At 46.4% G+C, this 25,072-nt stretch carries 27 protein-coding genes; 13 read left to right on the top strand and 14 right to left on the bottom strand.

The window, feature by feature from the left end; genetic code table 11:
• Nucleotides 1–25: 25 nt before the first annotated feature.
• From QUA47_RS13000 to QUA47_RS12980, 5 genes are all read right to left on the bottom strand, one after another.
• Nucleotides 26–415, bottom strand: coding sequence for a HEPN domain-containing protein (locus QUA47_RS13000; protein ID WP_333431045.1), 390 nt, complete (start codon nt 413–415; stop codon nt 26–28).
• A complete protein-coding gene (locus tag QUA47_RS12995) occupies nt 412–738 on the bottom strand; it encodes a nucleotidyltransferase domain-containing protein (RefSeq protein ID WP_333431044.1) in 327 nt (108 codons plus the stop codon). Before QUA47_RS12995 ends, QUA47_RS13000 begins: the two co-directional genes overlap by 4 nt.
• A 92-nt stretch (nt 739–830) precedes the next feature.
• Nucleotides 831–995, bottom strand: a complete 165-nt coding sequence (locus tag QUA47_RS12990; RefSeq protein ID WP_333431043.1) for a hypothetical protein — start codon at nt 993–995, stop codon at nt 831–833.
• A 23-nt stretch (nt 996–1,018) separates the two neighbouring features.
• Entirely contained in the window at nt 1,019–1,552 is a 534-nt protein-coding gene (locus tag QUA47_RS12985) for a hypothetical protein (protein WP_333431042.1), read from the bottom strand.
• 33 nt (nt 1,553–1,585) lie between these two features.
• Complete coding sequence (locus QUA47_RS12980; protein WP_333431041.1) at nt 1,586–2,089, bottom strand: hypothetical protein; 504 nt, start codon at nt 2,087–2,089, stop codon at nt 1,586–1,588.
• Nucleotides 2,090–2,304: 215 nt separating this feature from the next.
• On the opposite strand from QUA47_RS12980, the gene QUA47_RS12975 reads away from it, so the two are divergent.
• Nucleotides 2,305–3,765 carry an NB-ARC domain-containing protein gene (locus QUA47_RS12975; protein ID WP_333431040.1) on the top strand — a complete coding sequence of 487 codons (1,461 nt, stop codon included), beginning with the start codon at nt 2,305–2,307 and terminating at the stop codon, nt 3,763–3,765.
• A gap of 1 nt (nt 3,766) precedes the next feature.
• Nucleotides 3,767–4,057: a type II toxin-antitoxin system prevent-host-death family antitoxin gene (locus QUA47_RS12970; RefSeq protein WP_333431080.1), complete on the top strand. Its 291-nt coding sequence runs from the start codon at nt 3,767–3,769 to the stop codon at nt 4,055–4,057.
• On the opposite strand, the gene QUA47_RS12965 is transcribed toward QUA47_RS12970, so the two are convergent.
• Together QUA47_RS12965 and QUA47_RS12960 are read right to left on the bottom strand one after the other, a co-directional pair.
• Nucleotides 4,054–4,446 carry a XisI protein gene (locus QUA47_RS12965; protein WP_333431039.1) on the bottom strand — a complete coding sequence of 131 codons (393 nt, stop codon included), beginning with the start codon at nt 4,444–4,446 and terminating at the stop codon, nt 4,054–4,056. The genes QUA47_RS12970 and QUA47_RS12965 overlap by 4 nt on opposite strands.
• The gene (locus QUA47_RS12960) at nt 4,431–4,850 is read right to left on the bottom strand and encodes an element excision factor XisH family protein (protein ID WP_333431038.1); all 420 of its coding nucleotides are present in this window, start codon (nt 4,848–4,850) and stop codon (nt 4,431–4,433) included. Before QUA47_RS12960 ends, QUA47_RS12965 begins: the two co-directional genes overlap by 16 nt.
• Before the next feature lie 85 nt (nt 4,851–4,935).
• Here QUA47_RS12960 and trpC point away from each other — a divergent pair, with 85 nt between their 5' ends.
• Nucleotides 4,936–5,835: an indole-3-glycerol phosphate synthase TrpC gene (trpC, locus tag QUA47_RS12955; protein WP_333431037.1), complete on the top strand. Its 900-nt coding sequence runs from the start codon at nt 4,936–4,938 to the stop codon at nt 5,833–5,835.
• Between the two features lie 161 nt (nt 5,836–5,996).
• Here the strand turns inward: trpC and QUA47_RS12950 are convergent, their stop codons facing one another.
• Complete coding sequence (locus QUA47_RS12950; RefSeq protein ID WP_333431036.1) at nt 5,997–6,185, bottom strand: hypothetical protein; 189 nt, start codon at nt 6,183–6,185, stop codon at nt 5,997–5,999.
• On the opposite strand from QUA47_RS12950, the gene QUA47_RS12945 reads away from it, so the two are divergent.
• Together QUA47_RS12945 and QUA47_RS12940 are read left to right on the top strand one after the other, a co-directional pair.
• Nucleotides 6,184–6,432, top strand: a complete 249-nt coding sequence (locus QUA47_RS12945) for a DUF5340 domain-containing protein (protein ID WP_333431035.1) — start codon at nt 6,184–6,186, stop codon at nt 6,430–6,432. The two genes, QUA47_RS12950 and QUA47_RS12945, sit on opposite strands and share 2 nt — an antisense overlap.
• Before the next feature lie 78 nt (nt 6,433–6,510).
• A complete protein-coding gene (locus QUA47_RS12940) occupies nt 6,511–7,668 on the top strand; it encodes an alanine--glyoxylate aminotransferase family protein (RefSeq protein WP_333218297.1) in 1,158 nt (385 codons plus the stop codon).
• 59 nt (nt 7,669–7,727) lie between these two features.
• On the opposite strand, the gene QUA47_RS12935 is transcribed toward QUA47_RS12940, so the two are convergent.
• The 4 genes from QUA47_RS12935 to nblR all read right to left on the bottom strand — a co-directional run bounded on the left by QUA47_RS12935 (nt 7,728) and on the right by nblR (nt 10,087).
• Nucleotides 7,728–7,943 (bottom strand): DUF2949 domain-containing protein, encoded by a 216-nt coding sequence (locus tag QUA47_RS12935; RefSeq protein ID WP_190737853.1) that lies wholly within the window; start codon nt 7,941–7,943, stop codon nt 7,728–7,730.
• Nucleotides 7,944–8,138: 195 nt separating this feature from the next.
• Nucleotides 8,139–8,270 carry a hypothetical protein gene (locus tag QUA47_RS12930; RefSeq protein WP_333060593.1) on the bottom strand — a complete coding sequence of 44 codons (132 nt, stop codon included), beginning with the start codon at nt 8,268–8,270 and terminating at the stop codon, nt 8,139–8,141.
• Between the two features lie 493 nt (nt 8,271–8,763).
• A complete protein-coding gene (locus tag QUA47_RS12925) occupies nt 8,764–9,279 on the bottom strand; it encodes a DUF192 domain-containing protein (protein ID WP_333431034.1) in 516 nt (171 codons plus the stop codon).
• A gap of 112 nt (nt 9,280–9,391) precedes the next feature.
• A complete protein-coding gene (gene nblR, locus QUA47_RS12920; RefSeq protein ID WP_333431033.1) occupies nt 9,392–10,087 on the bottom strand; it encodes a response regulator transcription factor NblR in 696 nt (231 codons plus the stop codon).
• Nucleotides 10,088–10,419: 332 nt separating this feature from the next.
• Between nblR and rbsK the strand changes: the two genes are divergently transcribed.
• Nucleotides 10,420–11,340, top strand: a complete 921-nt coding sequence (gene rbsK / locus QUA47_RS12915) for a ribokinase (protein WP_333431032.1) — start codon at nt 10,420–10,422, stop codon at nt 11,338–11,340.
• Between the two features lie 45 nt (nt 11,341–11,385).
• Here the strand turns inward: rbsK and QUA47_RS12910 are convergent, their stop codons facing one another.
• Complete coding sequence (locus tag QUA47_RS12910; protein ID WP_333431031.1) at nt 11,386–11,700, bottom strand: TRADD-N-associated membrane domain-containing protein; 315 nt, start codon at nt 11,698–11,700, stop codon at nt 11,386–11,388.
• 154 nt (nt 11,701–11,854) lie between these two features.
• On the opposite strand from QUA47_RS12910, the gene QUA47_RS12905 reads away from it, so the two are divergent.
• From QUA47_RS12905 to QUA47_RS12895, 3 genes are all read left to right on the top strand, one after another.
• Nucleotides 11,855–12,937: an ATP-binding protein gene (locus QUA47_RS12905; protein WP_333431030.1), complete on the top strand. Its 1,083-nt coding sequence runs from the start codon at nt 11,855–11,857 to the stop codon at nt 12,935–12,937.
• Nucleotides 12,938–12,966: 29 nt separating this feature from the next.
• The gene (locus tag QUA47_RS12900) at nt 12,967–13,305 is read left to right on the top strand and encodes a hypothetical protein (RefSeq protein ID WP_333431029.1); all 339 of its coding nucleotides are present in this window, start codon (nt 12,967–12,969) and stop codon (nt 13,303–13,305) included.
• A 165-nt stretch (nt 13,306–13,470) separates the two neighbouring features.
• On the top strand, nt 13,471–15,843 hold the full coding sequence (locus tag QUA47_RS12895) for an AAA family ATPase (RefSeq protein ID WP_333431028.1): 2,373 nt from the start codon (nt 13,471–13,473) through the stop codon (nt 15,841–15,843).
• Between the two features lie 291 nt (nt 15,844–16,134).
• Here the strand turns inward: QUA47_RS12895 and QUA47_RS12890 are convergent, their stop codons facing one another.
• Nucleotides 16,135–17,412 (bottom strand): ribulose bisphosphate carboxylase small subunit, encoded by a 1,278-nt coding sequence (locus QUA47_RS12890; RefSeq protein ID WP_333431027.1) that lies wholly within the window; start codon nt 17,410–17,412, stop codon nt 16,135–16,137.
• 127 nt (nt 17,413–17,539) lie between these two features.
• Between QUA47_RS12890 and QUA47_RS12885 the strand changes: the two genes are divergently transcribed.
• The 4 genes from QUA47_RS12885 (at nt 17,540) to QUA47_RS12870 (ending at nt 24,824) form a co-directional block, all read left to right on the top strand.
• Nucleotides 17,540–18,811, top strand: a complete 1,272-nt coding sequence (locus tag QUA47_RS12885) for an aspartate aminotransferase family protein (protein WP_006632038.1) — start codon at nt 17,540–17,542, stop codon at nt 18,809–18,811.
• Nucleotides 18,812–19,352: 541 nt separating this feature from the next.
• Nucleotides 19,353–20,591, top strand: a complete 1,239-nt coding sequence (locus QUA47_RS12880; protein WP_333431026.1) for a transposase — start codon at nt 19,353–19,355, stop codon at nt 20,589–20,591.
• A gap of 40 nt (nt 20,592–20,631) precedes the next feature.
• Nucleotides 20,632–24,288: a CHAT domain-containing tetratricopeptide repeat protein gene (locus QUA47_RS12875; protein WP_333431025.1), complete on the top strand. Its 3,657-nt coding sequence runs from the start codon at nt 20,632–20,634 to the stop codon at nt 24,286–24,288.
• 113 nt (nt 24,289–24,401) lie between these two features.
• Nucleotides 24,402–24,824, top strand: a complete 423-nt coding sequence (locus QUA47_RS12870) for an endonuclease domain-containing protein (RefSeq protein WP_333431024.1) — start codon at nt 24,402–24,404, stop codon at nt 24,822–24,824.
• Nucleotides 24,825–25,072 lie beyond the last annotated feature (248 nt).

Here is a 25,072-nt window from a genome sequence, read left to right as displayed (position 1 = left end):
AAGTCGGGGATTTCGGTATTCTGTTTTAGGGCGGTGGTAGAGTGGCGATCGCATTTTGGGCTAATTCGAGAAATTGCTCGCCGCAGTTAATTTGCTCTGCAGCTTGCTCGATAGTGACAGTATCAAGTCCCCCGTAATCCCCACTATTTCGCAAGTCTTGAGCATCGATTAAAAATCGGTGAAACTCAGCAGGAACTCTTCCTGTACGGGCAAATTCTCGGCCGAAAGCTCCAATTACTGCGGCATGACTGGAAAATGACATTCCTTCGCCATCTAAAAATGCCTCAGCAATGTAAAACATGGCATAATAAGCGCGAGATGCTGCATAGTCTGGGAAACCATTATTTAGTAATAGATTTGCCGCCGATAGGCTTTGACGAGCTTTCAGGAGTAAGTCTAATTGTTCGGGTTTCATAAAGCTATTCCCTCTTTGCGAATGTTCCGCAATAAAGGCCCGTTATAGTGGGTAAATCGCTGTTCGTCCATAAACAGGCAGCTAATCACTTCGTCATTTTGGAGCGACAAATCGGCTCGAATGTGGCTGGTTCTTTTAATTTCTTCGCCTAGGTTTACTTGCCCTTTGAGGACGACTAAAATATCAATGTCAGAGTCTGGGCGTGCATCGCCTCGCGCTTGGGAACCGTAGAGCACCATTTGGGTGAGGCGATCGCCGTAGAGTTGCTCGAAGTGCGATCGTAATTGCATCAGTATGTTCTTAACTTTATCGTTAATGGTCATATTTGTTGTAAATGATTGGAGGGCGATCGGGATTCTTTCGTTATACCAAATAGCCCACTCCGATTTTCTCCTACTCACGATAGCTTGTCTTATCAATGGTTGTCAAAGCGGTAAAAATTCCTTATGGTGTTGGAGAAAAAGAATTCGTGATACTCAAAAAAAGAGCGATCGCACCTCAATAATAGAAGGGCGATCGCTCTTTCAGCAGCTAAGTCAATTCTCAGAAATACCAGAGCAACATAGCCTGTGTCTAGCATTTTCAGGTCAGGGATTTAAAAGACTATTGGAGTTGAGCTGCTTCAACTATAGCCTTGACCATATTAATAGCTTCCTTGATAGGTATTTGACCACTTTCGACAGCCCTCATTAAATCCTGAGCCTCTTTAGGGCTAATTAAATTAAGCCTAACTGGTTCTTTCAAGGAAACAATAAATTTTGTCTTGTCACTCTCTCCAAGCTTAGATGCCCTTTCTTTTGTTTCAACCTCTCTTACCTGTTCTTTTAGCTGTTGAAGCATTTCTGCTTTTTTGCCTTCGTTGAAAGTGCCATCAAAAAATATCCTCTTTGCTCCAACGAGAGCTGCTGCACCTAATGCTGCACCGCCAACAACCAATCCTACTGGGGGTGCAACCGCTATTAGCCCAAACAATATGGATGTACCGCCGAAAGCCGCAACAGCAGCACCAGCAGCACCAGCACCTACCACACCAATCCCAATATCAGCTAAAATTCCTAGCTTATCATGAGGATTTTTTTCCAGTTGCTCGATCGCTTTAAGGATTTGCTCCTTAGTTAGGGTTTTATTTCCTGACATATTAAGCCTCCTGATTGTTTCAAATTTTCTTATTTAAGCAGTGATAACGTTGCGAAAAACTGCATTGAAAACATCAATCAGTAGCTGAAAAAACAATTGGGCGATTTGAATAAAGTCTTGTGTTACTCCAACTATGCCATCTACTTGACGGTAGCCTTGATCTAGTCTATGTCCAGCGATCGCACCAACAGTTATACCTAGCACTGCTGCCAATGGCGCTAACAGGGGGCCTATAATTGGTACTGAACTTGCCAATAGCCCCACAGCAGCTCCTAGAGCAATGCCTGTAGCTAAATTAGGATGTGCCTTGACAAACTCGATAATTTTGATCAGAACAATTTTCCCTACAGCCAAAACTTTGTTACCAGCTTTTTTCGTGTAGCTAGCCAACTCGTGCAATCTGATGGTGACTTCGTGGGGCAAGCCACTATCATTTAACCAGACATACAACTCGCTACTACTCATTGAATCGGCATCTACTTGCCAGAGAGCCATTTTTAAGTTTGCTTGGGGGAGGGATAATGCTTGTGCAGTCATTTTTTTCCTATGGGAAAGCTATAAGAGTGTCTCTTAAATATGATTGTGACTATAAAATCTCAGTGTTGTCCAGTCGGAAAAAGTAGGATCAAGTAGGCACTTTTATATTATTTGCCATTTACCCACGCCAGAAAAAGCTAGACAAACTCGATCGGGTCGGAAAAAGTCGGATCGAGTAGGATATAATAGGCAAAACCCCAGCATTAACCCGACCTATGGACGTTCAAGAAGTCTTAAAACTTGCCGACGACCTAGTTTTTATCAATACGGGAAAACACTTAGACAATCTGCAAGAGAGGATACTGCAGGGAACTTTACAAGGTCAGAAATACTCAAAAATAGCAGATGAATCTCACTGTAGTGAAGGTCACATTAAAGATATTGCCTCTGCATTATGGAAGCTACTATCAGAAGTATTAGGCGAAGAAGTCAATAAAGGAAATTTTAGAGTCAGATTGGAGCAAGTAAAATTCTCAAATCTCTGGAACTTCAATAAAGATATTGTACAAATTGGTGAAGTCAACTTCTGTGAAAATAATTCACAGTCCCCAAAAGTCCCCAATTCACCAACCGATGAAGAATTTCTAAACAAAGGCAACGCCAAACCCAAAGTGCGCGAATATTTAGGTGAAATGCCTAAATCTGGAGTTTTATTCGATCGCACATCCGAACTCGCCACCCTCAAACAGTGGATTCTCCACGAAAACACCCGCCTACTCGCCATACTAGGCATAGTCGGCATTGGCAAAACCGCACTCGCCGCACAACTTGTCCAACAAATCAAAGATAAATTTGATTTCATCATTTGGCGAAGTCTCGCCACATCTCCACATCTGCCAATACTTCAAACAAATATAATTCAATTCTTCTGTAGGGGCGGTGCCCCCGTGCCCGCCCCAAATACCGATGGCGTGGTTGTCCCAGAGAATGGGACAACAACAGGGGGATTGCCCCTACTGGACTACTTGCAAAAATACCGCTGTCTGCTGATACTCGATGACGTACAAATGATAAACAGCAGCGGACAACTCGCTGGTAATTACAAATCTGGATATGAAGATTACGGCACACTATTCAGACAAGTAGGAGAATTATCTCACAATAGTTGTTTAGTGTTGCTCAGTTCGGAAAAGCCTAGAGAAATCGCCGCATTAGAAGGTAGCAACCAGCCAGTTCGCTCATTACAACTGAATGGTTTAGGTGCGGGCGCGGGGGAAATCCTGAGAGAAAAAGGTTTAGCTGAACATGAAAAATGGTCAGAACTAATTGAACAATACAGAGGCAATCCCTTGTGGTTAAAAATAGTTGCTACAATGATTCAAGATTTATTTGACGGCAGCCTATCGGAATTTTTGTCTGACGCTCCACTATTTTTAGGTGATTTAGAATCTTTACTGCATCAGCCATTTAATCGCTTAGCCGAGTCAGAAAAACAGGTAATGTCATGGCTAGCGAGTGAAACCGCGCCAGTTTCCCTCTCAAAAGTGCCAAATAATCTGCAATTATCTCGATCGCAATTTTTGAAAGTTATGCAATCCTTGGGACGGCGTTCATTAATTGAAAAAATCCCGGAGGGCGATCGCACTTTTTTTACCCTTGCACCGGTACTAAAAGAGTATGTCAAAACTAACTATTCCCGCCCAAACATAGAAAAAGAAGGCCGATCGCCCTTATAATATCCTTAGTATTGGTAAGCCTAAAACCATCTCACTCACACAAACCCAAGTCACCTATACTGAAGCTCAAGCCAATCTTGATGAACTGTGCGAACAAGTCATCAGCGATCGCGATACCATCATCATCACCCGCAAAGACGGCGAAAATGTAGCATTAATTGCCGCTGACGAGTTGGCAAGCTTATTGGAGACATTACACCTGCTGCGATCGCCCAAAAACGCCGATCGCTTGTTAAGTGCCCTGAAACAGGCAAAAGCCAGAACTGTCAAACCTCTTCCGTACTCTACTTAGGCCGATCGCACAGCAGCAGATTCAGCAACATTTCCTTCATCTTTGCCACTCAAACCAGTTCCAAATTCAGTATATTGCCGCACATGAGGATGGCGAAAACCGAGTACAATATCTTCTTTAGGAATACCTGCTGCCAGTAAATCACTCGCCACTCCTTCTTCGGTATCATCATATTGAATCCAAATTTTATCGCCGATTAAATTGATGTGGATTGGTGTGGCGTGAAGGTATTTGTCCTCATTCCAACCAATATCCAAGACTAAGTAGCTTCCTCGTTCATCATCAAAGAGAACTTGGGAATTATATCCGTCAGGTATGGCAGCGCGGTAGTTGGCGTGTTCTTGCAGTATGGTTTTGATAATTTCTTGGTATCTTAATCGGGTATCCATTGAACTATCGCCTCACTTTTATCATCAAAAACAATCAGTTTTATAATCTGATTTTTCAATAACACTTGTCCTAATTCTATGGTAAATACGCTATTAAAAATTGGTTGAGTAATTGCCAAATAGAGACTTCTATCGATCCGCATTTCATTAAGCACTTGGCGGTAAAGAATGTACTGTCCCAAAGCCTGCTCCAAATCTTTTACATCCGATCGTCCCACAAAACTCTTGACCTCAACAACAATTTTTTGGGTTCCTTTTTCGGCATTAATTAGACGCTCTGCACCCAAGTCGGCAGATAAACGCTTGCGACCAATTTGCAGGGGAAATGGATCGTGAGTAATTATCCAACCATCCTTTTGTAAGGCACGCTTAACTGTATCGTGATAAATATCTTTAGCTGGCACGCATTAGCTCTCAGGCTAGGAGGATTTACTGTAACCATTATATAATACGTTGAAACTTGTTACGATCGCCCTTTATCCCCCTATCATGCTTCAAATCCGTCGCCGTCCCCCCAGCACATCCGTCTCCGTCCTCTACCTCAGCTACCAAATCGCCGTACCCGACGCCGAACCCCAGCACATCCTCGAAGAAATCGTCTGGCAAAAAGAAGCTGAAGTGGCCCAAAAGCGCGATCGTACCCCGTTAGCCGATCTTCACAAAAAACTCCCCTTTGCACCGCCAACCCGCGACTTTCTTGCGGCCCTTAAAAACGGTAAAACCACACCCGCTATCATCGCCGAAGTTAAAAAAGCTTCTCCCAGCAAAGGCGTAATTCGCGAAGATTTCGACCCAGTGGCGATCGCCCTAGCTTACCAACAAAACGGCGCTAGCTGCATCTCCGTACTCACCGATGAAAAGTTCTTTCAAGGCAGCTTCGACAACCTCGCTAAAATCCGTGCCGCCGTCGATTTACCCTTACTTTGCAAAGAGTTTATTATCTATCCCTACCAAATCTATCTCGCCCGGATTCACGGCGCCGATGCTGTATTGTTAATAGCAGCTATTCTATCTGACAAAGACTTACAATACTTTGTAAAAATTGTCAAGACATTGGGCATGACAGCTTTAATAGAAGTTCACACTCTCGAAGAACTTGATCGAGTATTAACCCTACAAGGCGTCAACCTAATCGGCATCAACAACCGCAACCTAGAAGACTTTTCCGTCAGCCTAGAAACTACGGGTCAACTATTAGCCGATCGACAAACCGAAATCCAAGCAAAAGGCATCCTCATCGTCAGCGAGTCAGGAATCCACACTCCCGACGACTTAACTCAAGTTGCCAATGCCGGCGCCCAAGCCGTCCTCATCGGTGAATCTTTAGTCAAACAGCCCGATCCGGGTGCTGCTTTAGCCTCCCTTGCCGATCGCCCTCCCAGCCTGTGAAAGGCGAGACCGCTTGACAAACCACCCTTAATTCTGATAAAAAATGATTAAGTAGGTAAATAATGAGAATTTCTAGCCTGCATCGACTCAAGCGCTTGACTGTAAAAAATAGCACTCAAAGCTATATTGCATAGAAATATTTTGCCAGAAAGCAATTAAATCTATTCTGTAAGCCTGTCGATCGCAAAATTTAGCGTGTCCAACGCACCCAGCCCCGAATATTCGATCGGCAAAGCAGGGGTTGCTGTACGGTTAGAAAACAAATAAAAAATCGGGCATCTAATGTTCACCTGTGATGCCTCATGCAATTGCCATGGGGTGTCGGTTCGCTGAGGTATATTAGCTTTCATGGAGCCAATTCCCCTTCCTTCGTACATTCATTATGAATTGCTACTTCAATTGTTAGAACGCAAAACGATGTTTGCTGTCAGTCCCCAATCGCCGCAGCAGCAACAAGTTCACCAACTTATTATTACACTGCGTAAAGCCCTGGCCATTCAAAAGCAATTAGAACAAAGCTGCGAGCGATCGAACTTAGCGGTAGAACATCGCTGGTCTCTCAATGAAATTAACCAGCAGAAGGGAGTTAAAAGTTAAAAAAGTTAGAGTAGCGACCTGACGTATCGTATTTGATTTATTCTATATAACTCCCACAGAAAAACTTAGGACAATATCATGGACAACAAATTAATGCTGATGATTCCCGGCCCGACGCCGGTACCTGAAGCGGCCTTGTTAGCGATGGCAAAACACCCCATGGGCCACCGCAGCAAGGAATTTGACGGGATTTTTGCAGAATGTACCGAAAATTTGAAATGGCTGCACCAAACTAAAAGTGACGTGCTGAGTTTAACCGTTTCCGGTACCGGCGCGATGGAAGCTGGGATAATTAATTTCCTGAGTGCGGGCGATCGAGTTTTAGTCGGCACTAACGGCAAATTTGGCGAACGTTGGGCCGAAGTCGCCGAAGCTTACGGTTTAAACGCCGAAATTATTAAAGCCGAGTGGGGCCAACCTTTAGACCCCGAAAACTTCCGCGAAAAACTCGAAGCAGATACAGAGAAGCAAATCAAAGCTGTCATCATCACCCACTCGGAAACCTCTACCGGCGTCCTCAACGACCTCGAAACCATCAACCGCCACGTTAAAGCCCACGGTGAAGCTTTAATTATGGTCGATGCTGTCACTAGCTTAGGCGCTGTCAATATTCCGATGGACGCTTGGGGAATCGATGTCATTGCTTCGGGTTCTCAGAAAGCTTACATGATTCCTCCCGGTTTAGGTTTTGTGGCCGTAAGTCCCAAAGCTTGGGAAGCTTACAAAACTGCGAAACTGCCCCGCTATTATTTGGATTTGGGTAAATATAGCAAAGACGCTGCCAAAAATACCACTCCTTTTACTCCACCGGTCAATATGTTTTTTGCCCTGCAAGCATCGCTGCAGATGATGAAAACAGAAGGGTTGGAAAATGTTTTCGCAAGGCACAAACGCTTAATGACAACTACTCGCGGTGCAGTAAAAGCTTTAGGTTTGCCGTTGTTTGCCGCTGACGAAGCCGCGAGTCCTGCGATTACTTCGGTTATGCCACCAGAATCCGTAGATGCTCAAAAAGTGCGGACTTTGATGCGAAAGAGATTTGACATTGCTCTCGCCGACGGACAAGACCATTTGAAAGGTAAAATCTTCCGAATCGGTCATTTGGGCTTTGTGTCCGATCGCGATATTCTAGCAGCAATTTCCTCTTTAGAAGTGGTGTTGCGAGAATTGGGTCATGAAGGCTACACTCCTGGTGCCGGCGTTGCCGCTGCTGCGAAGCTTTTGGCTGAATCTTAATCCCAGTTATGAAAGGATTTTGGATTTTTGATTATTTATATCTAAAATCTAAAATCCTTTTAATATGCTTGGGATAACCAATCAAAGATTTTATCCAACTGGTCGAGAGTGACTAAACCGTATTGCCACAGAACCATCGGCAAGGAATTCGGGTCTTTATCAGGCTGCCGCTGTTTGTCACCGCCGACACGTTCGGCGACAGCAATTGACGCGGGAGAAATTGCCAAATCTTCTTGTAAAAATCGAATTAATCGAGTGTATGTAGCGGGTGCCATGTGATTTCACCTCTAAGTATAGGACACCATTTTCTGATGTGAACCTGATGTTTTTGATGAGTAATAAGCCAGTTTTAAATTTGTCTTATAACCGTCGATAGCTGTTAAAACAGTATTAGCGGTTGAACTGCCAAACGTAATGCTGAGTGCGACTGTAAAGCTAACCTTTCCCAAAAAGTGAAAGGTTTTGCAATTTTACTGATGTCGGCCCGATCGACTTGCGATCGCGATCGAACTTAAACTGAATACCTCGGCATCTTTGCAGCGCGAATCAGAATTTATTCTGCTACCTAAAACTACTAAACCAGGTTCAGAGTTTAACTTCATCTGCCGAAATGCAGAATCCGCAAATCTACTTCGGCAAAATTAGTTAGATATTTCGATCAAACCCGAAACTGCTACCAGAAGTTAAGTTTGCCAATTACCGCCAATTAACTTGGCTCGTAGCATATTACTTTAGATAGGTTTAGTAGATTTACCTCGCTCGCCAGAACTTCCAGAGAATTTCTTTTCGTGTTGCTATACCTTGAGGCTGAGTATCGTCTCTCAGGATTGGTAACGAGTCGCTGACTCGTCTCATACCTGCGACCAACAATCTACAGCTTCCGGAAACAAGCTCAAGTCCTGACTGGCTGAGATCGACATCGTAGCAAATCTTTCGGTGTTTGTACTGAATGTTACATTAATATTCTAATAGATTTTATCAATTTTTGTAAAGTTTCTAAATTTTATCGGGTATTCCGAAGGCAGGGGGCTCTCTGGGCGAGGGAAACCGGGGGATTATGTCTGTCTGCAGATTTTACTGAAACAGTCCGAAGTTTTACTGGAAAAACTCGATTTCAATACGATCGCCCACTTTGACACCGAGTTCAGCAGCCCGCCCGCCCCGGAGTTCAATCACTCGATCGACAACAGTATCGGGCCCGTAGGTAGGACAAGGCTCGGCAGTACAAGGAGGTGCAGAAACTTCGATCGCCTCAACCACCCCATCCCGGACAAAAATCATATCCAAAGAAATCTTGCAATTTTTCATCCAAAAATTGACCTGCCGCGCCGCTTTAAACTCAAACAGCATTCCTCTGTCATCCGGCAAAGAAGTTCTGTACATTAAACCCATAGCCTGCTGTTCCACTGTTTTCGCCACTTCGAGTTCGATTGGGCGATCGCCTATCCGAGCTCTAGCAGAAACAGGCAGCACCTGACCCGATGTTTTCGCCGTCGGAGACCGATCCGCCACAATACCAGTAGCACCAGCATTCGCGACAGGTAAAGTCGGCGAACATCCCAGCAAAAATATACTTACTCCAATACCGAGCAAATTAGTTAAATAACTCATAATGATTTTAGATTTTAGAGTTTAGATTTTAGATTGGTAATTGACAATTGGACATTGGAACTAGCCAACAGTCAACAGTCAACAGTCAACAGTCAACAGTCAACTGACTGCTTCAAGCTTCCCGCATCACATAGCCAACACCGCGCACCGTCTGAATCAAACGCTTTTCGCCCTCATCTTCAATCTTGAGGCGCAGATAGCGGATGTACACCTCAATCACATTCGACTCGCCCAAAAAGTCGTAACCCCAAACATTTTCCAGAATTTGTTCCCGAGTCAAAACCTCGCGGGGATGTTCCATCAAATACTTTAGCAGCTCAAATTCCTTCATCGTCAGGTCGATCGCCCGTCCATTGCGTAGAGCCCGCCTAGAGGCCAAATCCAAAACTAAATCGCCAAACCTCAATTGTTCGTTGCTGCTGTTATCCGGCTGCAAATACAAGCGCACCAACTGCAAAAACTCCTCAGTGCGGTAAGGTTTGAGAAAATAATCATCCGCGCCAGCTTCCAGACAAGCTACGCGATCGTCAACTGTATCGCGACCGACCAATAACAGCACCGGCACCCGATTTCCAATACTTCTGAGGTGAGAACACAGTGACAGCCCCGACTCAGGCCCAAGTATCCGGTCAATTACAATCAAAGCTGGCTGCAATTCATGGGCTAAATGTTGGCCGGTGGCGGTATTAGAAGCCACTACCGGTTCGTAACCGGAGGATTTTAAGTCGAGACTCAAGTGTCCGGCGAGAACTTCGTCGGTTTCAACTAGCAGGACACAGGGATTGCGATCGAGAGTAATTGCAGCCATTGAATTGACCGGTGAAGACCATAACTGTTCTAGCACGTTTGAGGGTTGTTGGCGGTTGGCGGTTGACAGTTGACGGTTGACTGTTAGCTGTTAGCTGTTGTTTGTTGGCTGTTGACTGTTGGCTGTTAGCTGTTGTTTGTTATTAGACTTCTCCTAAAAAGTAGATTTTGAACAGGCAGGATGCCTGTTCCACGATAATTATGGAAGATGTCTATTTGTTATGGGTTATTTGCGAGTTGCTACCCATTACCAATTCCCAATTCTATAATGCCCCATGCCCCATGCCCCATGCCCCATTCCCCATTCCCCATGCCCAATTCCCAATTTAAATTATGACCATCATCGTATTCGGCAGTATCAACATCGACCTAGCAGCAAAAACTCCCCGGTTGCCGCAGCCAGGGGAAACTATCATCGGTAGCAATTTTTTCACAGCAGGCGGCGGCAAAGGAGCAAATCAAGCCGTCGCCGCCGCCCGTCTCGGCACTTCCACCCACATGATCGGTCGCGTCGGCAACGATAAATTTGCTGAAGAATTATTGACCAATTTACAATCTTATGGTGTAAATACAGACAATGTATTAATAGACCAAAACACTCATTCAGGTGTGGCAATTATCGCCGTAGACGAGACAGGTCAAAATAATATTATTGTGATTCCGGGCGCGAACAATAATGTCGGTGAAGCAGATATAGAACGTCTCCAAAAACTCTTAACAGCAGCTACATCTTTGCTGTTACAGTTAGAAATTCCCCTGGAAATTGTCCAAAAAGCTGCGAAAGCTGCTCGTCAAGCGGGGGTGCGAGTTATTCTCGATCCAGCGCCGGCTAGGGCGGATTTGCCGATCGAACTTTATCCGCTAATTGACATTATCACGCCGAATGAAGTGGAAGCGGGCCAGTTAGTCGGTTTTCGGGTGAATGACACCGAAACAGCGATTGTAGCTGCCAAACACTTGCAGGAGCGTGGCGTCAAGAATGTTATTGTCAAATTGGGCGATCGCGGGGCTGTTGCTGTTACTGCGGATGAAACCTTTTTTGTACCGGCTTTTGCTGTGGAGGCGATCGACACTGTGGCTGCTGGCGATGCTTTTAACGGCGGGTTGGCCTCTGCATTAGATGCCGGTCTGTCCTTGTCAGAGGGGGTGCGGTGGGGCGCAGCAGCGGGCGCTCTGTGCACAACTAAAGTGGGTGCTCAAGGTGCTATGCCCGATCGGGCAACTTTTGATAATTTTTTGCAGGATTTAATTTGAATTTGTAAGGTGCGCCGCAGAGCACCCTACTTTCACTATTTGTATTTAATCGTCGTCTTTGAATTCTTTGGCTAAGCGATCGAGTCTGTCGTTCGTTTCTTTGGTAAACTTGAGTAACTGAACGCTGACCATCTCTGATGCTAACCCGCCAGCCGTGGTAACTGTTCCTTCTGGGATTTTTCCCGAAAACAACATTCCAATACCTAAAATACTCATAGAAGCACTTAACATTGTTAACCCAAGAGTCGCATTAAAACTAGATTTAGCTTGACGTAAACGTTCTCGAAAGACATCACGCTCGATATTGTCGGAATTATCAGAGGGCGATGGTTGGTTGTTTTTTAATTTCTTGTTAGGCATTGGTTTTATTTGAACTCTATAATCCTATTGAAATGCAAGGAAAGTTGAGTTCAAGGTTAAGATCAGTTGAGAAAGAAGGTTGAGAGAGTTGACTTTTGGTTGACTTGTAGTTGAGATTGGATTTATAATCACATTAATTTTCTCTAGAGGCATCATGGGGCGATCGCTCAAAGTTTCTCCAGGGTGTATCGAACAAGTCAAATCGGCATTAGGACGCAACGGCTTTCCGAGTCAGAAGGCTTTGGCTGAAGAATTAGAAATTTCCCTATCCACCGTCAAGAGCTTTCTGGCGGGTAAACCTGTTGATTATATAAATTTTGAGGAAATTAGCGGGAGATTGGGGTATGAGTGGAGAGCGATCGCGCATCAAGACGAAACTATCCCTAAGCCTATCTTCGAGGAAACCTCAGCTTTCATCATTGGTACTCCCATCGCCCATCCGCGCTACTTTTTCGGGCGACAGAAGGAACTAAAACGCCTATTCGACTTACTGAAACGCCGTCCCCTGCAAAATGCTGCGATTATCGGCAAGCGACGAAGTGGCAAGACTTCTTTGCTGCAATACTTGAAAAATATTACCACCACCCCAACAGAACAGTTGCGTCCCGGTCAAAAATCTGACTGGTTGCCCTCTCCAGAAAAATATCGTTGGATTTTCGTAGATTTTCAAGATTCGCGACTGCAAAATCGGGAAGGGCTGCTGCGCTACATTTTAGAATTCCTAAAAATGTCAGTTCCCAGCCCTTGCGATTTAGATAGATTTATGGATGCGGTTAGCAGTAATTTAGATCGGCCGACAGTCATCTTATTTGATGAAATTGGTGTAGGTTTACAGCGCTGTCCCGAATTAGATGATGGGTTTTGGGAGAGTTTGCGATCTTTGGCAACAAACCAAACCAATGGGAATTTAGGGTTTGTCTTGGCAACTCCAGAATCGCCCATCAAATTAGCGCACAGTACGGGACATAGTTCACCTTTTTTCAATATCTTTGGATATACCACAACTCTGGGTGCTTTGACTGAAGCTGAAGCACGGGAGTTGATAGCCAGTTCGCCCATGCCTTTTCCGGCTGAGGATGTCGAGTGGATTTTGAATCAAAGTAAATGCTGGCCTCTGCTGCTGCAAATTCTTTGTCGAGAACGATTATTTAGTCTGGAAGAGGGGGAAACTGAGGATGATTGGCGTGAAGTTGGGTTAGAGCAACTAAAACCATTTGCTGATTTACAATCTATATAAAATGAAACTAACATTTTTAGAGCGAGACTATGACAACTAATTTACCGATAAAGTTGGAGCGTTTACCCAAAACTTTGCCAAGAGAAGGAGCTGTTAGGGTGGAGTTAGCACAAGGAGTGCTGGTATTTCGCGCTTCTAGGTTTTTCCTGGAGCGAATTGGAGTATTAACGGCTAAAAGAAATGTAGCTGAACTCACTTCTGAAGAATTACAAGAATTGCAGGATTATGAAGAATTAAATAATTATCTTAGTTGGGTCAATCAGACAATTATCCATAGTTTGCATTATCCCTTGCAAGGGACGGTTGATCGCTACGATGACCCCTTTGAACCTGCTTTACCTCTGGAAGAATGGGAAGCGCTGCAATGATAATACTGGATACCCATGCTGAGAAAACTGACAAAATAGGACTTACGCATGGATAGTCAGAAACCGGGTTTTTTTACGAAAATTGTTCGTCGCAGCCCGGAGATTAGGTAAAAAACCCGGTTTCTTTGGTCTTGATATGTAAGCCCTGAAAAATTCCCAACCAAAATGACCTCGCAAAATGTGCCACGCAACCCCTACACCAATGCACCAGAACAGCATCCCAACCTGATTCTGGGTAGCCTGCAACTGCTGTTCTGGCTTTTCTTTCGTCCCTCGGCTTGGCAAAATCATCTCAAGCGTATTGACCCTGCTTTAGACACCCAATCTAACAGCAAAAGAGGTTTAAGATGGCAAAACCCAGCTTTGTGGAAGCTACTAATACAAGCATTCCTGGTTTTGCCTGTCGTAGCTAATTCAATTGTTGTTGCCTTAGTGCTTTGGCTACTAGGTGCGCCAGTAGAAAAGATTGCGTCAGTCGTGGCGTCGGGCCTGGCGTGGGGCGTGACGTTCGGCGTGGCGTCGGGCGTGAGGTTGGGCATGAGGTTCGGCGTGGCGTTGGGCGTGGCGTTGGGCGTGGCGTTGGGCGTGGCGCGGGGCGTGGCGTCGGGCGTGGCGTGGGGCGTGGCGTCGGGCGTGGCGTCGGGCCTGGCGTCGGGCGTGGGGGTGAGCCTGGCGGGCGCGGGGTTGGGCGAGGCGTCGGGCGTGGCGTCGGGCCTGGCGTCGTTGGGCCTAGCGTTGGGCGTGGCGTCGTTGGGCGTGGCGTCGTTGGGCGTGGCGTCGGGCGTGGCGTCGCTCGTGGCGTGGGGCGTGGCGTCGGGCGTGGGAGTAACTATCAACTTATGGCTGCCAGCGGTACTTTATCCTTTCCTCACGGGATGGAATATTCTGCTTTACCAACTAGACAAAGGACGCACAGCTACTAAACTTAGTTTCTTACCTTGGCATTCCGCTTTTTGGGATGAGTGGCAGCGCCTTCCCCTACAAGGCTTAGACAAGCACGTTCTCTTAGTAATAGAGCGTAATCCAGAAGAGGGCAAAGCTGCACTCAACTATTTAAGTACAAGTCGCCAGCGTTGGGCAGCACAAGCGGTACAAATTGAACTAGATGCAAGGGAGTTAGAAAACTGTACAGATGTAAGTGCCATCAGTAACGCTCACCGCAGTATACCAATTAGCGAATTAAACAGTCCAGTCAGCGCCTTACTCAGTAGCTTCAGTTATATCAGCCAAGACGTAGATGCAGCCCTCAACCAGAAAAGTCCTTACAACCAGCGTTTAGTCCTCTGTGCGGTAGCAGAAAAATTAAACAGTTTAATACGAGAATTAACCCGCAGCAGCGATAAATATTCTGTTCGTTTTCTCCCTATTGCTATCCATTGGTCTGAAATTGTCACCAACTATGTGCAAAAACAGGCGAAAGCAGTCGAACTTCGCCAAGAAATTGACAACCCTTATATCATCGGCGTACCCCTGACAGAACAGCAGGAAATCTTCACCGGGCGTACTGACATCGGCACGCGCATCGAGCAATTACTCCTAGACCGCCGTCGCCCTCCTTTGTTACTCTACGGTCAGCGGCGCATGGGCAAAACATCCCTCCTCAACAACCTGGGACGCTTGCTACCGAGCACTATCATTCCCATGTTTGTAGACTTGCAAGGCCCAGTTAGATCAACGACTGATTATGCTGGTTTTCTCTACAATATCGCCCGGAGTATGGCAAATTCAGCCCAGCGCCAAAGTGCGTTCACTCTCCCATCTCTTGACCGCGAAACACTGCAATATGACCCTTTCACCCGCTTTGATGAATGGCTGGACGAAGTAGAAGAAACGCTACAACAAAATATTGCCCTGCTTGCCTTGGATGAATTCGAGGCGCTAGATAATGCCATCACAAAAGGACGCTTTGATGAGGAGGATGTTCTGGGAATGTTGCGTCACCTGATTCAACATCGTCCCCGCTTCAAAGTGCTGCTAGCTGGTTCCCATACAATAGAAGAATTTCAGCGTTGGGCTAGCTATTTAATCAATGTCCAAGTCGTTCATATCAGCTACCTGAAACAACCCGAAGCGCGTCAACTAATTGAGCAACCCGTCCAGGATTTTCCCCTGCGTTACGAACTCAAGGCGGTTGAGCGAGTCTTGCAACTCACCCGCTGTCACCCTTTCCTAATACAACTCCTCTGCGCTGAAATTATCGCACTAAAAAACGAGCAAGATCCATCTATCCGCCGACTGGCAACTTTAGCCGATGTGGAAGCAGCAATACCAGACGCTTTAAGTGTTGGCAGTTTCTTTTTTGCCGATATTCAAAGCAATCAAGCCGATGCAGCCGGATTAGCTATTTTGCAGTTTTTGGCAGCACAAGGAGAAGGGGCAATAGTCAGCCGAGCAACTATTTTGCAACACTTTCCCGATAAATCCGATGCTCTCAATTTACTTCTGCAACGCGAATTGATTGAGGAAGTTAGTGAGGGCTACCGTTTCCAAGTTGAATTAATTCGCCGCTGGTTTGCATCATCTCTGTCTCTCCAGTAGTCTACGGCGAGAGTAAGAAGATATTGCCTGTAGGGACACAACAGTGTTCATTGGTGTTAACTTAACGTTAAACCGATAGTCCGACAGGGGTTGAAACCCCTGCCTCAAAGCTAAAGTCCTCTCAAGAGGACTGAGAAGAAAAATTTTTAAACTCATTAGTCCTCATAGCGAGGACGTTAGCTATTAGACAGGGAATTCATTCCCTGGCGGACTACCGGGTGCGCCGGCTGACAGCTTAAGTTGACACCTATGAACACTGTTGTGTCCTTCATAACTTTAACTACTTTAGCTTTAACCCTGCGGCCGCTGAATAATTGTTTCAACTACCCTGCGCTTGACTTTTGGATCGATACCAATCAGCCGCACGTATTGGCCGCCGTGTTCGGCCAAACAAGTTTCTAAAGATGCAACCACATCTTTTTCCTGTGCACTGTTAATCGTCGCACAACTTTGCCAAGAACCAGTTTTAAATCGGCGATTATCTGCATATTCCATGCCAATTTTGCAGCCTCTTGCTAATAACTGCTTTACTTGTTCCAATACCTCGGAACTCAGCCGCGCCGCATGACCGTTACCACCTTCAGAAGTTGGCTCAACGTAAGCCTTATAATATTTGGATGACGGGTCGTTTAATTGACTTTGCGTTGGCCCAGCCGCCGCAGCATTGGGGGTTCCTTGAACGTTAAACAGGCGCGATTGGTTGTATTCATCTACTAAGCGCATTTCCTGAATCCGCTTTTGTTGACCTACCATCAAACTGCCCATTTCTAATAAATGAGCGAGGCTGAAATTCGGGTTATGGAAATCTGGCGCTGCTTCCAAAGTGTTTACCAAACGCTTGGAAACTCGCTCTATTCCTACTTTGTGAATGAATTCGCGGATTTGTTCGTCATAAATGCGCGATCGCAAAGCACTAAAAAAGTCGATCGCCTGATCGGGAAAATTATCCACTAACGCGACAATATCGGTTTTTGACAATTTGTCCGACTCAAAAATTCCGCCAACAATCCCAATTTTATCATCCCGGCTGGGCTCCCAATAAAACTTTTCCATCCGCCCGTCGCGAATCAGCGGCGCGTACAGCGTAGAAAAATCATTTCCGGTGACAATAATCGGCACTCGGTGCAGCGGCGTACTGTCGTAACTTCCCGGTAACTGCACGTTAGTTGGATTATCAGCAATATTCATCAGAGTGGCATTGACCATCTGAGTATTGACAGTATATTGAGTAGTAGTATCGAACCTGCCAGCACCCGCATCCAAATCGTTAATAAAGATGGCGCACATCTCGCCGCGCACGCGAATTTGCTCCGCCGCTTCCCGGTAGCGCAAGCGAATTAAACGCGCCGGATCTCCGGCATCCGGGCTTTCTAATTCCCCACCAGATATCATCACCGGTTCAAAGCCCATCCGCCGAAAAACCAGTTCGGTTTGAAAAGTTTTGCCTTCTCCTTTGCGGCCGTGAATTCCCAAAATTAGGGGAACTCTTACTCCGGGTAAATTTAAAAAGTTTTTAGTGACGTGCACCGCAACTTTATCGAGAAAGTTAGGAGAAATGTAATAACTCATCAGTAGATTTGTGAGGATTAATTGAAGTTACTGTTATGATTTTATGACAAAACTAACAGCCTGCACCGCTAACCTGGATTTTTACCGTACAATCGAGGTCTGCATATTATGTGTTAAGGAGCGATTCGTGAGTCCAGAAACCTTACTAAAAGAACCAAACGTGCAAGCCGAAGCCAGTCCCTTCAGTTCTGAGAGCTTCGACAGCTATGTAATGACAACTTACGGGCGTTTTGCGATCGCCCTAGAACGGGGCCTGGGCTGCCGCGTGTGGGATACCGAGGGCCGCGAATATCTCGATTTTGTGGCCGGTATTGCTACCTGCACTCTGGGACACGCCCACCCGGCAATGATTGCAGCGGTAACTCAGCAAATTCAGACCCTGCACCACGTTTCTAATCTTTATTACATCCCCGTACAGGGCGAGCTGGCAAAGTGGCTTGTAGACCATTCTTGCGCGGACAGAGCCTTCTTTTGCAACTCCGGCGCGGAAGCTAATGAAGCGGCAATTAAACTCGCCCGCAAGTACGCCCACGAAAAATTAAATATCTCGAATCCGACAATCATTACCGCTGTTGCTAGTTTCCACGGACGGACTTTGGCGACAATTACGGCGACGGGACAGCCTAAATATCAGAAGGGTTTTAGCCCTTTGGTTCCGGGATTTCACTATGTGCCCTACAACGATATTAGTGCGATCGAAAGTGCGATCGAGCAACTCGACAAAGACGAACGCCAAGTAGCAGCAATTATGCTGGAAGCGCTGCAAGGCGAAGGCGGAGTTCGCCCCGGAGAGCTCGCCTACTTCCAGCGCATTCGGGAAATTTGCGACGAAAAAGGTATTTTGCTAATTCTCGACGAAGTGCAAGTCGGGATGGGACGCAGCGGCAAATACTGGGGCTACGAAAACCTCGGCATTGAACCGGATATCTTTACGTCTGCCAAAGGATTGGGCGGCGGTATCCCGATCGGCGCTATGCTGTGCAAATCTTTCTGCGATGTATTTGAACCGGGAAGTCACGCCAGCACTTTCGGCGGCAATCCTTTTGCTTGCGCTGTAGCTTTGTGCGTTTGCCAAACTTTGGAACGGGAAAACCTTCTAGAAAACGTGCAGCAGCGCGGGGAACAGTTGAAAGCAGGCCTCAACAAGTTGGCGGCGGCATATCCGCATTTAATTGCTGAGGTGCGCGGCTGGGGTTTGATTGTCGGGATGGAATTGCAAGCTGACATCGAACTGACATCGGGCGATATCGTCAAATCTGCGATCGCCGCAGGAGTGCTGTTGGTTCCCGCAGGGCCGAAAGTGCTGAGGTTTGTCCCGCCGCTGATTGTCACTGCCGCTGAAGTCGATCGAGCTCTGCTGGCAGTGGAGTCAGCGTTGGGATCTCAAGCGGTACAGTAAAATCTACTGAAAAATCTACTGAGTTGATTTTTGTTAGCTGTAGCGCTGAAGTTCGCCCAATATCCTAAACTCACTTAGTCCAGGACACACTGTTCCTCAGAAACCGGGTTTCTTTCGAGATTTCTCGTTACTAAACCCCATAGTTTCCCAGAAACCGGGTTTCTTAGCCTAAGTCCGACCGGGGTAAAAGTAAACCCGTCCCGCTGCAAATCTGTCGGGGCGGGTTTGTCAAGTTTAGAACTGTCTGTGAAACCCGCTCCGACAGACACACGGCGCCTTTAAGCGATTGTAGGTGCTACTTTCGCTATCTGCGTGTCTGTTGGGACTTGTGAATCCTGGTTTAACTATTTCGCGCCCTTCCCACTAAACGAAGTACCGCTATAGTGGGAAGGGCGGGTGACGACGATCGCATCTTTGAGCAGTTTTTTGGACAGCTTTCAAGACATACAAGATGCAATCGTCATCACCAAATTTTTCCCTAATGCTGTGCTCGTCAACTGTATATTGTGAGAGAATAGAAGAACCAAGGAGGTGATGTTGAGTGTTACACAGGGCTATCCAAGTTCGTTTGTATCCTACCCAAAAGCAACAAATACAATTAGCTCCCGCTTTGGGTTGTGCGCCTTGGTGCTCGAATTATGGTCTAAATAAATCAATTGAATTTTATAAAAAAACTGGTAAAAAACTTGGCTGCTCCGAACTCAACATACTTTTATCCGATATCAAAAACTCATATAGAAGTGCATGGCTAGGTGAGTGTTACAGCCAAGTTTTGCAAGCTACTACGCTCAATTTAACCACTGCCTACAAAATTATTTTTCATAAACTTGTTGGGTTTCCTAAGTTCAAAATGCCGCATAAAAAACAGTCTCTTCAGTATCTTCAAAACGTCAAGATGGTTGAGGATAGTGTCAAAGTTAGTCGCAATAGTGGAATAGCTCACCCCAAAATACCTAGATTAATTATTGAGGGCAAAAATAAGAGTGTAATTATTAGGAGGAAAAATTATTCAGGAAAATCTCTGGTATCTATTAGAGTGAATGAAATTGAGTGTGAGAACCCGACAACAAAAGAAGGTAGGATTTATCGCCTTGATGTAGAAGTGAAACACTTTGCTATTGTCAACGAGGGCGAAAAAAAATATAAAGATGGCAAGGCTAAGCATTTTGCCCAGCACGAGAAGAACTTGAAGCGCCAGCAGCAAAAGTTAAGGTGCCAGCAGACAGGAAATAATTCTCGGTACAAATATAGAAAAGTTGTTGCCAAGCTATACGAACAGTTTAGAAATTCGCGGCAATATTTTCTACATAAACTTAGTTATAAGTTGGGCAGCGATCGCCTCGCTGTCATAGTAGAAAACTTTCATTTGTGGAACAGGATTCGCAATCAAAATGTGGCGAAAGCAAGATCGGATGAGGTTTGGGAAAGTTTGACCAACTTCTTAGCCTACAAGTTGGAACGCAAAGGCGGGAACTTAGTCGAGATTGATAGAGGGGTTTCCACTTCCAAAGTTTGTTCTAATTGTTTCCATCAAATGGCCGAGATGCCATTAAATATGAGGGAAGGGACTTGTCCTCACTGTGCTACCGATCGCGATCGGGAGCGCGACAAGAAAGCAGCGATAAATATGAAAGCAGAAGGTATCAAAATACTAAAGGCGGAAGGTTCAGTTGTTTCTGCTTTAGGATGCGAGGTAATACCCAAGCTGGGACGAAAGTCTAAGCTAAGGTACTCGCCTATTAGTACAGAAGCCCCTACTATATTCGGTACTGCGATTTAGCGGTGGGTAGTTCACTTGGTTGCACGGAAGCAGCGCTCCTATGGTTAATAGTTTGGCGGAATGCACGATGGACGAACAGCGTCGCAAAACTGATGTTAATATGCTCCAAGCGCTGCTGGAAAATCCTGGCGACTCAGGAATAGATTTGATTTTGAGGACGAACCCAAAGTCGATCGACTTTGGGTTCGTGCAAACGCTTTATGTGGAAGAAGTGGCACTGACGCGAGAAAGCTTGCTGAAAGCTGCAAAATTTTTCCAAAAGGCGATCGCACCCTTAGAATCTGCAAAAGGGAATTATAAATTGCCCGCAACCGGGGCAGCATATCTGGCTTTTTTAGCAGAAGTATTGCAGGCAGTCGCGCGCGGCGCTGATTCGCAGCACCTGTACTCGCTGCTGAGAAACAATTTAGACAAACTCGACCAGAATTTCGCACAACTGCTGCGCCACTGGGCCACTTTGGTGCTCCCTGCTGCCAAAGAATCGGAGACTAGGCGCATTGCAGCCCTGATCGGCAATCTGAGCAACAAAATTGGGCGGTTTCCCCTCGGCAGCAAAGCTCACAACTTGGAAATTGAAATTGCCGGTTACGAAACAGTTGCCAAGGTGTTTACCCGCAAAGACTTTCCCCAAGAATGGGCGGTGATGCAAAACAATCTGGGCAACGCTTATAGCGATCGTCCCAAAGGTGATAAGGCTCAAAATATCGAACAGGCGATCGCTTGCTTTGAAAATGCCCTACAAGTACGCACGCCCGAACAGTACCCGGAACAGTGGGCGACGCTGCAAAACAATCTGGGCAACGCTTACAGCGAGCGTCTCAGGGGAGATCCGGCAGACAATTTAGAACAGGCGATAGCCTGCTATCAAAACGCGCTGCGAGTTCGCACCCGCGAAACTTTCGGGGAAGAGTGGGCGAGCACTCAAAACAATCTCGGCCGTGCTTACAGCCGGCGGCTGCGGGGCAACCGAGCTGAAAATCTGGAACAGGCAGTCGCTTGCTACCAGAATGCTTTGCAAGTCTACAACCGCAAGGTGTTTCCCCGGCGTTGGGCGACAACTCAAAATAATTTGGCAAATGCTTACTGCGAGTTGCTGCGGGGCAACCGAGCTGAAAATCTCGAATACGCGGTTACGTGCTATCAGAGAGCTTTGCAGGTGCGGACTCGGGAAGCTTTTCCGCAGCAGTGGGCGACTACTCAAAGGAATTTGGGCCGGGTGTTTGTCGATCGCATCAAAGGCGATCCGGTGGAAAATTTGGAAATGGCGATCGCCTGCTATCAAAATGCTTTACAAGTCTACACCCGCATCAAATTTCCCGAAGCCTGGGCTTCGATCCAAACTTACCTCGGTAGGATCTACAGTCGGCGGGTGAAAGGGGAAAAAGCCGAAAATATGGAAATGGCGATCGTCTGCTATCAAAATGCTTTGCTGTTTTGCAACCGCCAAAAAACTCCCGAACGCTGGGCGATGCTGTGTGCTTACCTCGGCCGCGCTTTCTGCGAACACGTGAAAGGGGAAAAAAACCGCAACCTCAAAAGCGCGATCGCCTGCTATCAAAATGCGGGCGAAGTCTACACCAGGCAGGCCTATCCCAACCGCTGGGCAATGCTGCAAATTTATCTCGGCAGGGCTTATTCGCAACTGACGGAGGCGGAAAACTTGTCCCACATGGAAAGTGCGATCGGCTGCTATCACAGCGCCTGTCAAGTCTACACTCGCGAAAGCTATCCCCACCGCTGGGCTGAAATTTTATTTTATTTGGGTCAAGCTTACCGAGTTCGAGGCGACTTGCTTCGCGCCTACGGGGTTTTTACTGCTGCAGTCGATACTGTTGAATTCTTGCGTTGCGAAGTTGGGGTTGATACAGTCGATTTTGGCGATCGGACGAGTACCGAAAAAGTCAAATTAACCCGCACTTGGGCTGGACTCTATAAATGCCTGGTGCAAGTTTGCTTGGAACTCGGCGCCAGCCAACCTGAATATTACGCTAAGGCTCTGGAATACGCCGAACGCCACAAAAATCGGAATTTGGTAGAACTGCTGGTTAAATGCCACTTGACTCCGAAAGCCGAAATTCCTGCAGCGGTGCGAAGCGAGTTGGAGTCGCTGCGACTGGAAATAGCGGGGGAACAGCGGCACCAAGAACAGGGAGAACCTGAGCCGAACACGACCTTGATTTCTGAGGGCGATAGCCAAGGTTGGAACAGCGGTTCTCTGCTGCCGAACTCGGACTTCATGCACTTAAATCGATTGTGGAAGCAGTTTGATAGGTTGATTGCGCGGGAGGTGCAGGCAAACGATCCTTTCTTCAGCCTAGCTCACAAAGTTGAACCGATCGCTTTCGAGCAAATTCGCCAATTGTTGCCTGATGACAATTGCGCTGCTGTGGTGTGGGCGAGTTTGGGGGAGTTGCTGGTTGCTTTTGTGGTGGTAAAGAGTGCACAATATCCCGCCGTTCACCTGTGTTCCCCGCAAAATGCTTTGGCTGCCGAAACTTGGGCCCAGGAGTACCTCAGCGCTTATTCTGAACAAAAAGGTCGCTGGATCAATCATCTCCCGGCTCGCCTCAAACGCTTGGCTGCGATACTGGAAATCGATCGAGTGGTGGCGCTGATTCCGGAGAATTGCGATCGGCTGATTTTTGTGCCGCACCGATTTTTGCACGCTTTGCCACTCCACGCTTTGCCTGTGGCGGGGAGAGACGGGTTTGAGGACGGTGGGGGAATTTTTAGGTCTGGGTGGAGCGATCGCAGCGGTTTTGATGTGGAAACCTACAGCCTTTCGGATTTTTCTCAAAGTTCGTCTTTTGGCGACGTTGCAGCGCCTGCTGCTTATTTGATCGATCGATTTGCCGGAGGAATTCGCTATGCTCCTAGCTGTCAGCTATTGCTGTTGAGACAAAGTGCACGCGGAGCAGCTATTGGTCGGTACAGACCCGGTTTGCAGCACCTTTTGGCAATTCCAACTTTCACCAGAGATTCGTTCTACAGCAACATTGAAATCGGCAATATTTCCCAGTATTTTGCCAGTGCAGAAGTGGTGCGCCATAAGCCGGCAATTAAAGAGGCTTTTTCCCAAGAAATCTCTGCTAATAATGGGAATTTGTCCCAGCAAATAGGGCAGTTGCAGCAGAAAAAATGCGCTCATTTTGCTTGTTTGAGTTTGCTTAATTTGGCTTGGCCGCTGAAATCGGCAGTGTTTTTGAGGAATGATTCTCTGAGTTTGGAGGAAATTTTTAATCTAGATTTTCGGCAATATTTTTTAGTTACTTTATCTGGTTGCGAAATTGCGGCCGGCGGAGTTAGCGGTGCTGGAGGAGATTTTGTGGGTTTGTCGGCGGGTTTGTTGTATGCGGGCACCTCTAGTGTGGTTAGCAGTCTTTGGAAGGTGAACGATGTTTCTACGCTGCTGCTGACGAGCAAGTTTTATGAAAATCTGGGACGGTTTTCTCGGTTGCAGGTGGGAGATGTGGCGATCGCGCTGGGGGACGCTCAAAGGTGGCTGCGGGATTTGACTGGCGAGGAATTGGAGGTGTTGCTGGCGGATTTTCAACCTCAAATTTCGCAAATGTTCGATCGGCTTTCTCAAAGTTCTCGCCTGATTGCTGAGGCATCTTTGCAGCAAATTCGCAACCGCAAACCCTATCCTTTTGCCAATCCTTATTATTGGGCGGCTTTTACGGCTGCTGGGGTTTAGTCAATTGTTATTTGGTCAGGTTAGTAAGGTGATAGATAGAAAAGGGCGATCGGCAATATAATATCTACAACTAAAATCGATTCAGACCTTTTCAATGGAAGCTAGGAGGTATTATGGTACAACTCAAAGACTCCGGTTTTTATTTGCCCTACAACCCAAAACTTGTTCCCATCGCTAAACAACTGCGGCTAAACCAGACAGTCACAGAGAAAAAGATGTGGCAAGGTTTTTTGCGAAAATTGCCCCTTCGCATTTTGCGACAACGGCCCATTGATAATTTTATTGTTGATTTTTACTGTTCGGGATTAAGACTGGTCATCGAAATTGATGGAGAGAGTCATTTTACTGAAGAGGGGAAAATTTATGATGAGGAGAGGACGAATATTCTAGAGGGCTATGGACTTCAGGTGGTCAGGTTTACTAATGTTGAATTTTTGCAGAATTTTGAGGGGGTTTGCTATCAGTTGGAAGGTCTGCTCCTCCCTAGCCCCCTTACTAAGGGGGGGACAAGAGAGGGCGAAGTTTTTCGTTCATAACGGGGTTCTGATACCCCCTAGCCCCCCTTAATAAGGGGGGGACAAGAGAGGGCGAAATCTTGTAGTGAAACGCCTGAATCCCACTTAAAAAGATTGTGGACTCACAAACAATATTCAACCTAACTCTTGTCCCCCCCTTACGAAGGCAGGGCGGTTTCATTCTCGGGTGATCTCGCATAAAGTAAAAGCGATCGCAGGGATGATAAAATCTCAAGCAACCGCGCTCATAACAAATATATATGCTAACT

Source organism: Microcoleus sp. MON2_D5 (assembly GCF_036701905.1).
GTDB lineage: Bacteria > Cyanobacteriota > Cyanobacteriia > Cyanobacteriales > Microcoleaceae > Microcoleus.
Note: the sequence above shows the minus strand (reverse complement) of the source record. Positions and strands in the feature narration are given on the sequence as shown.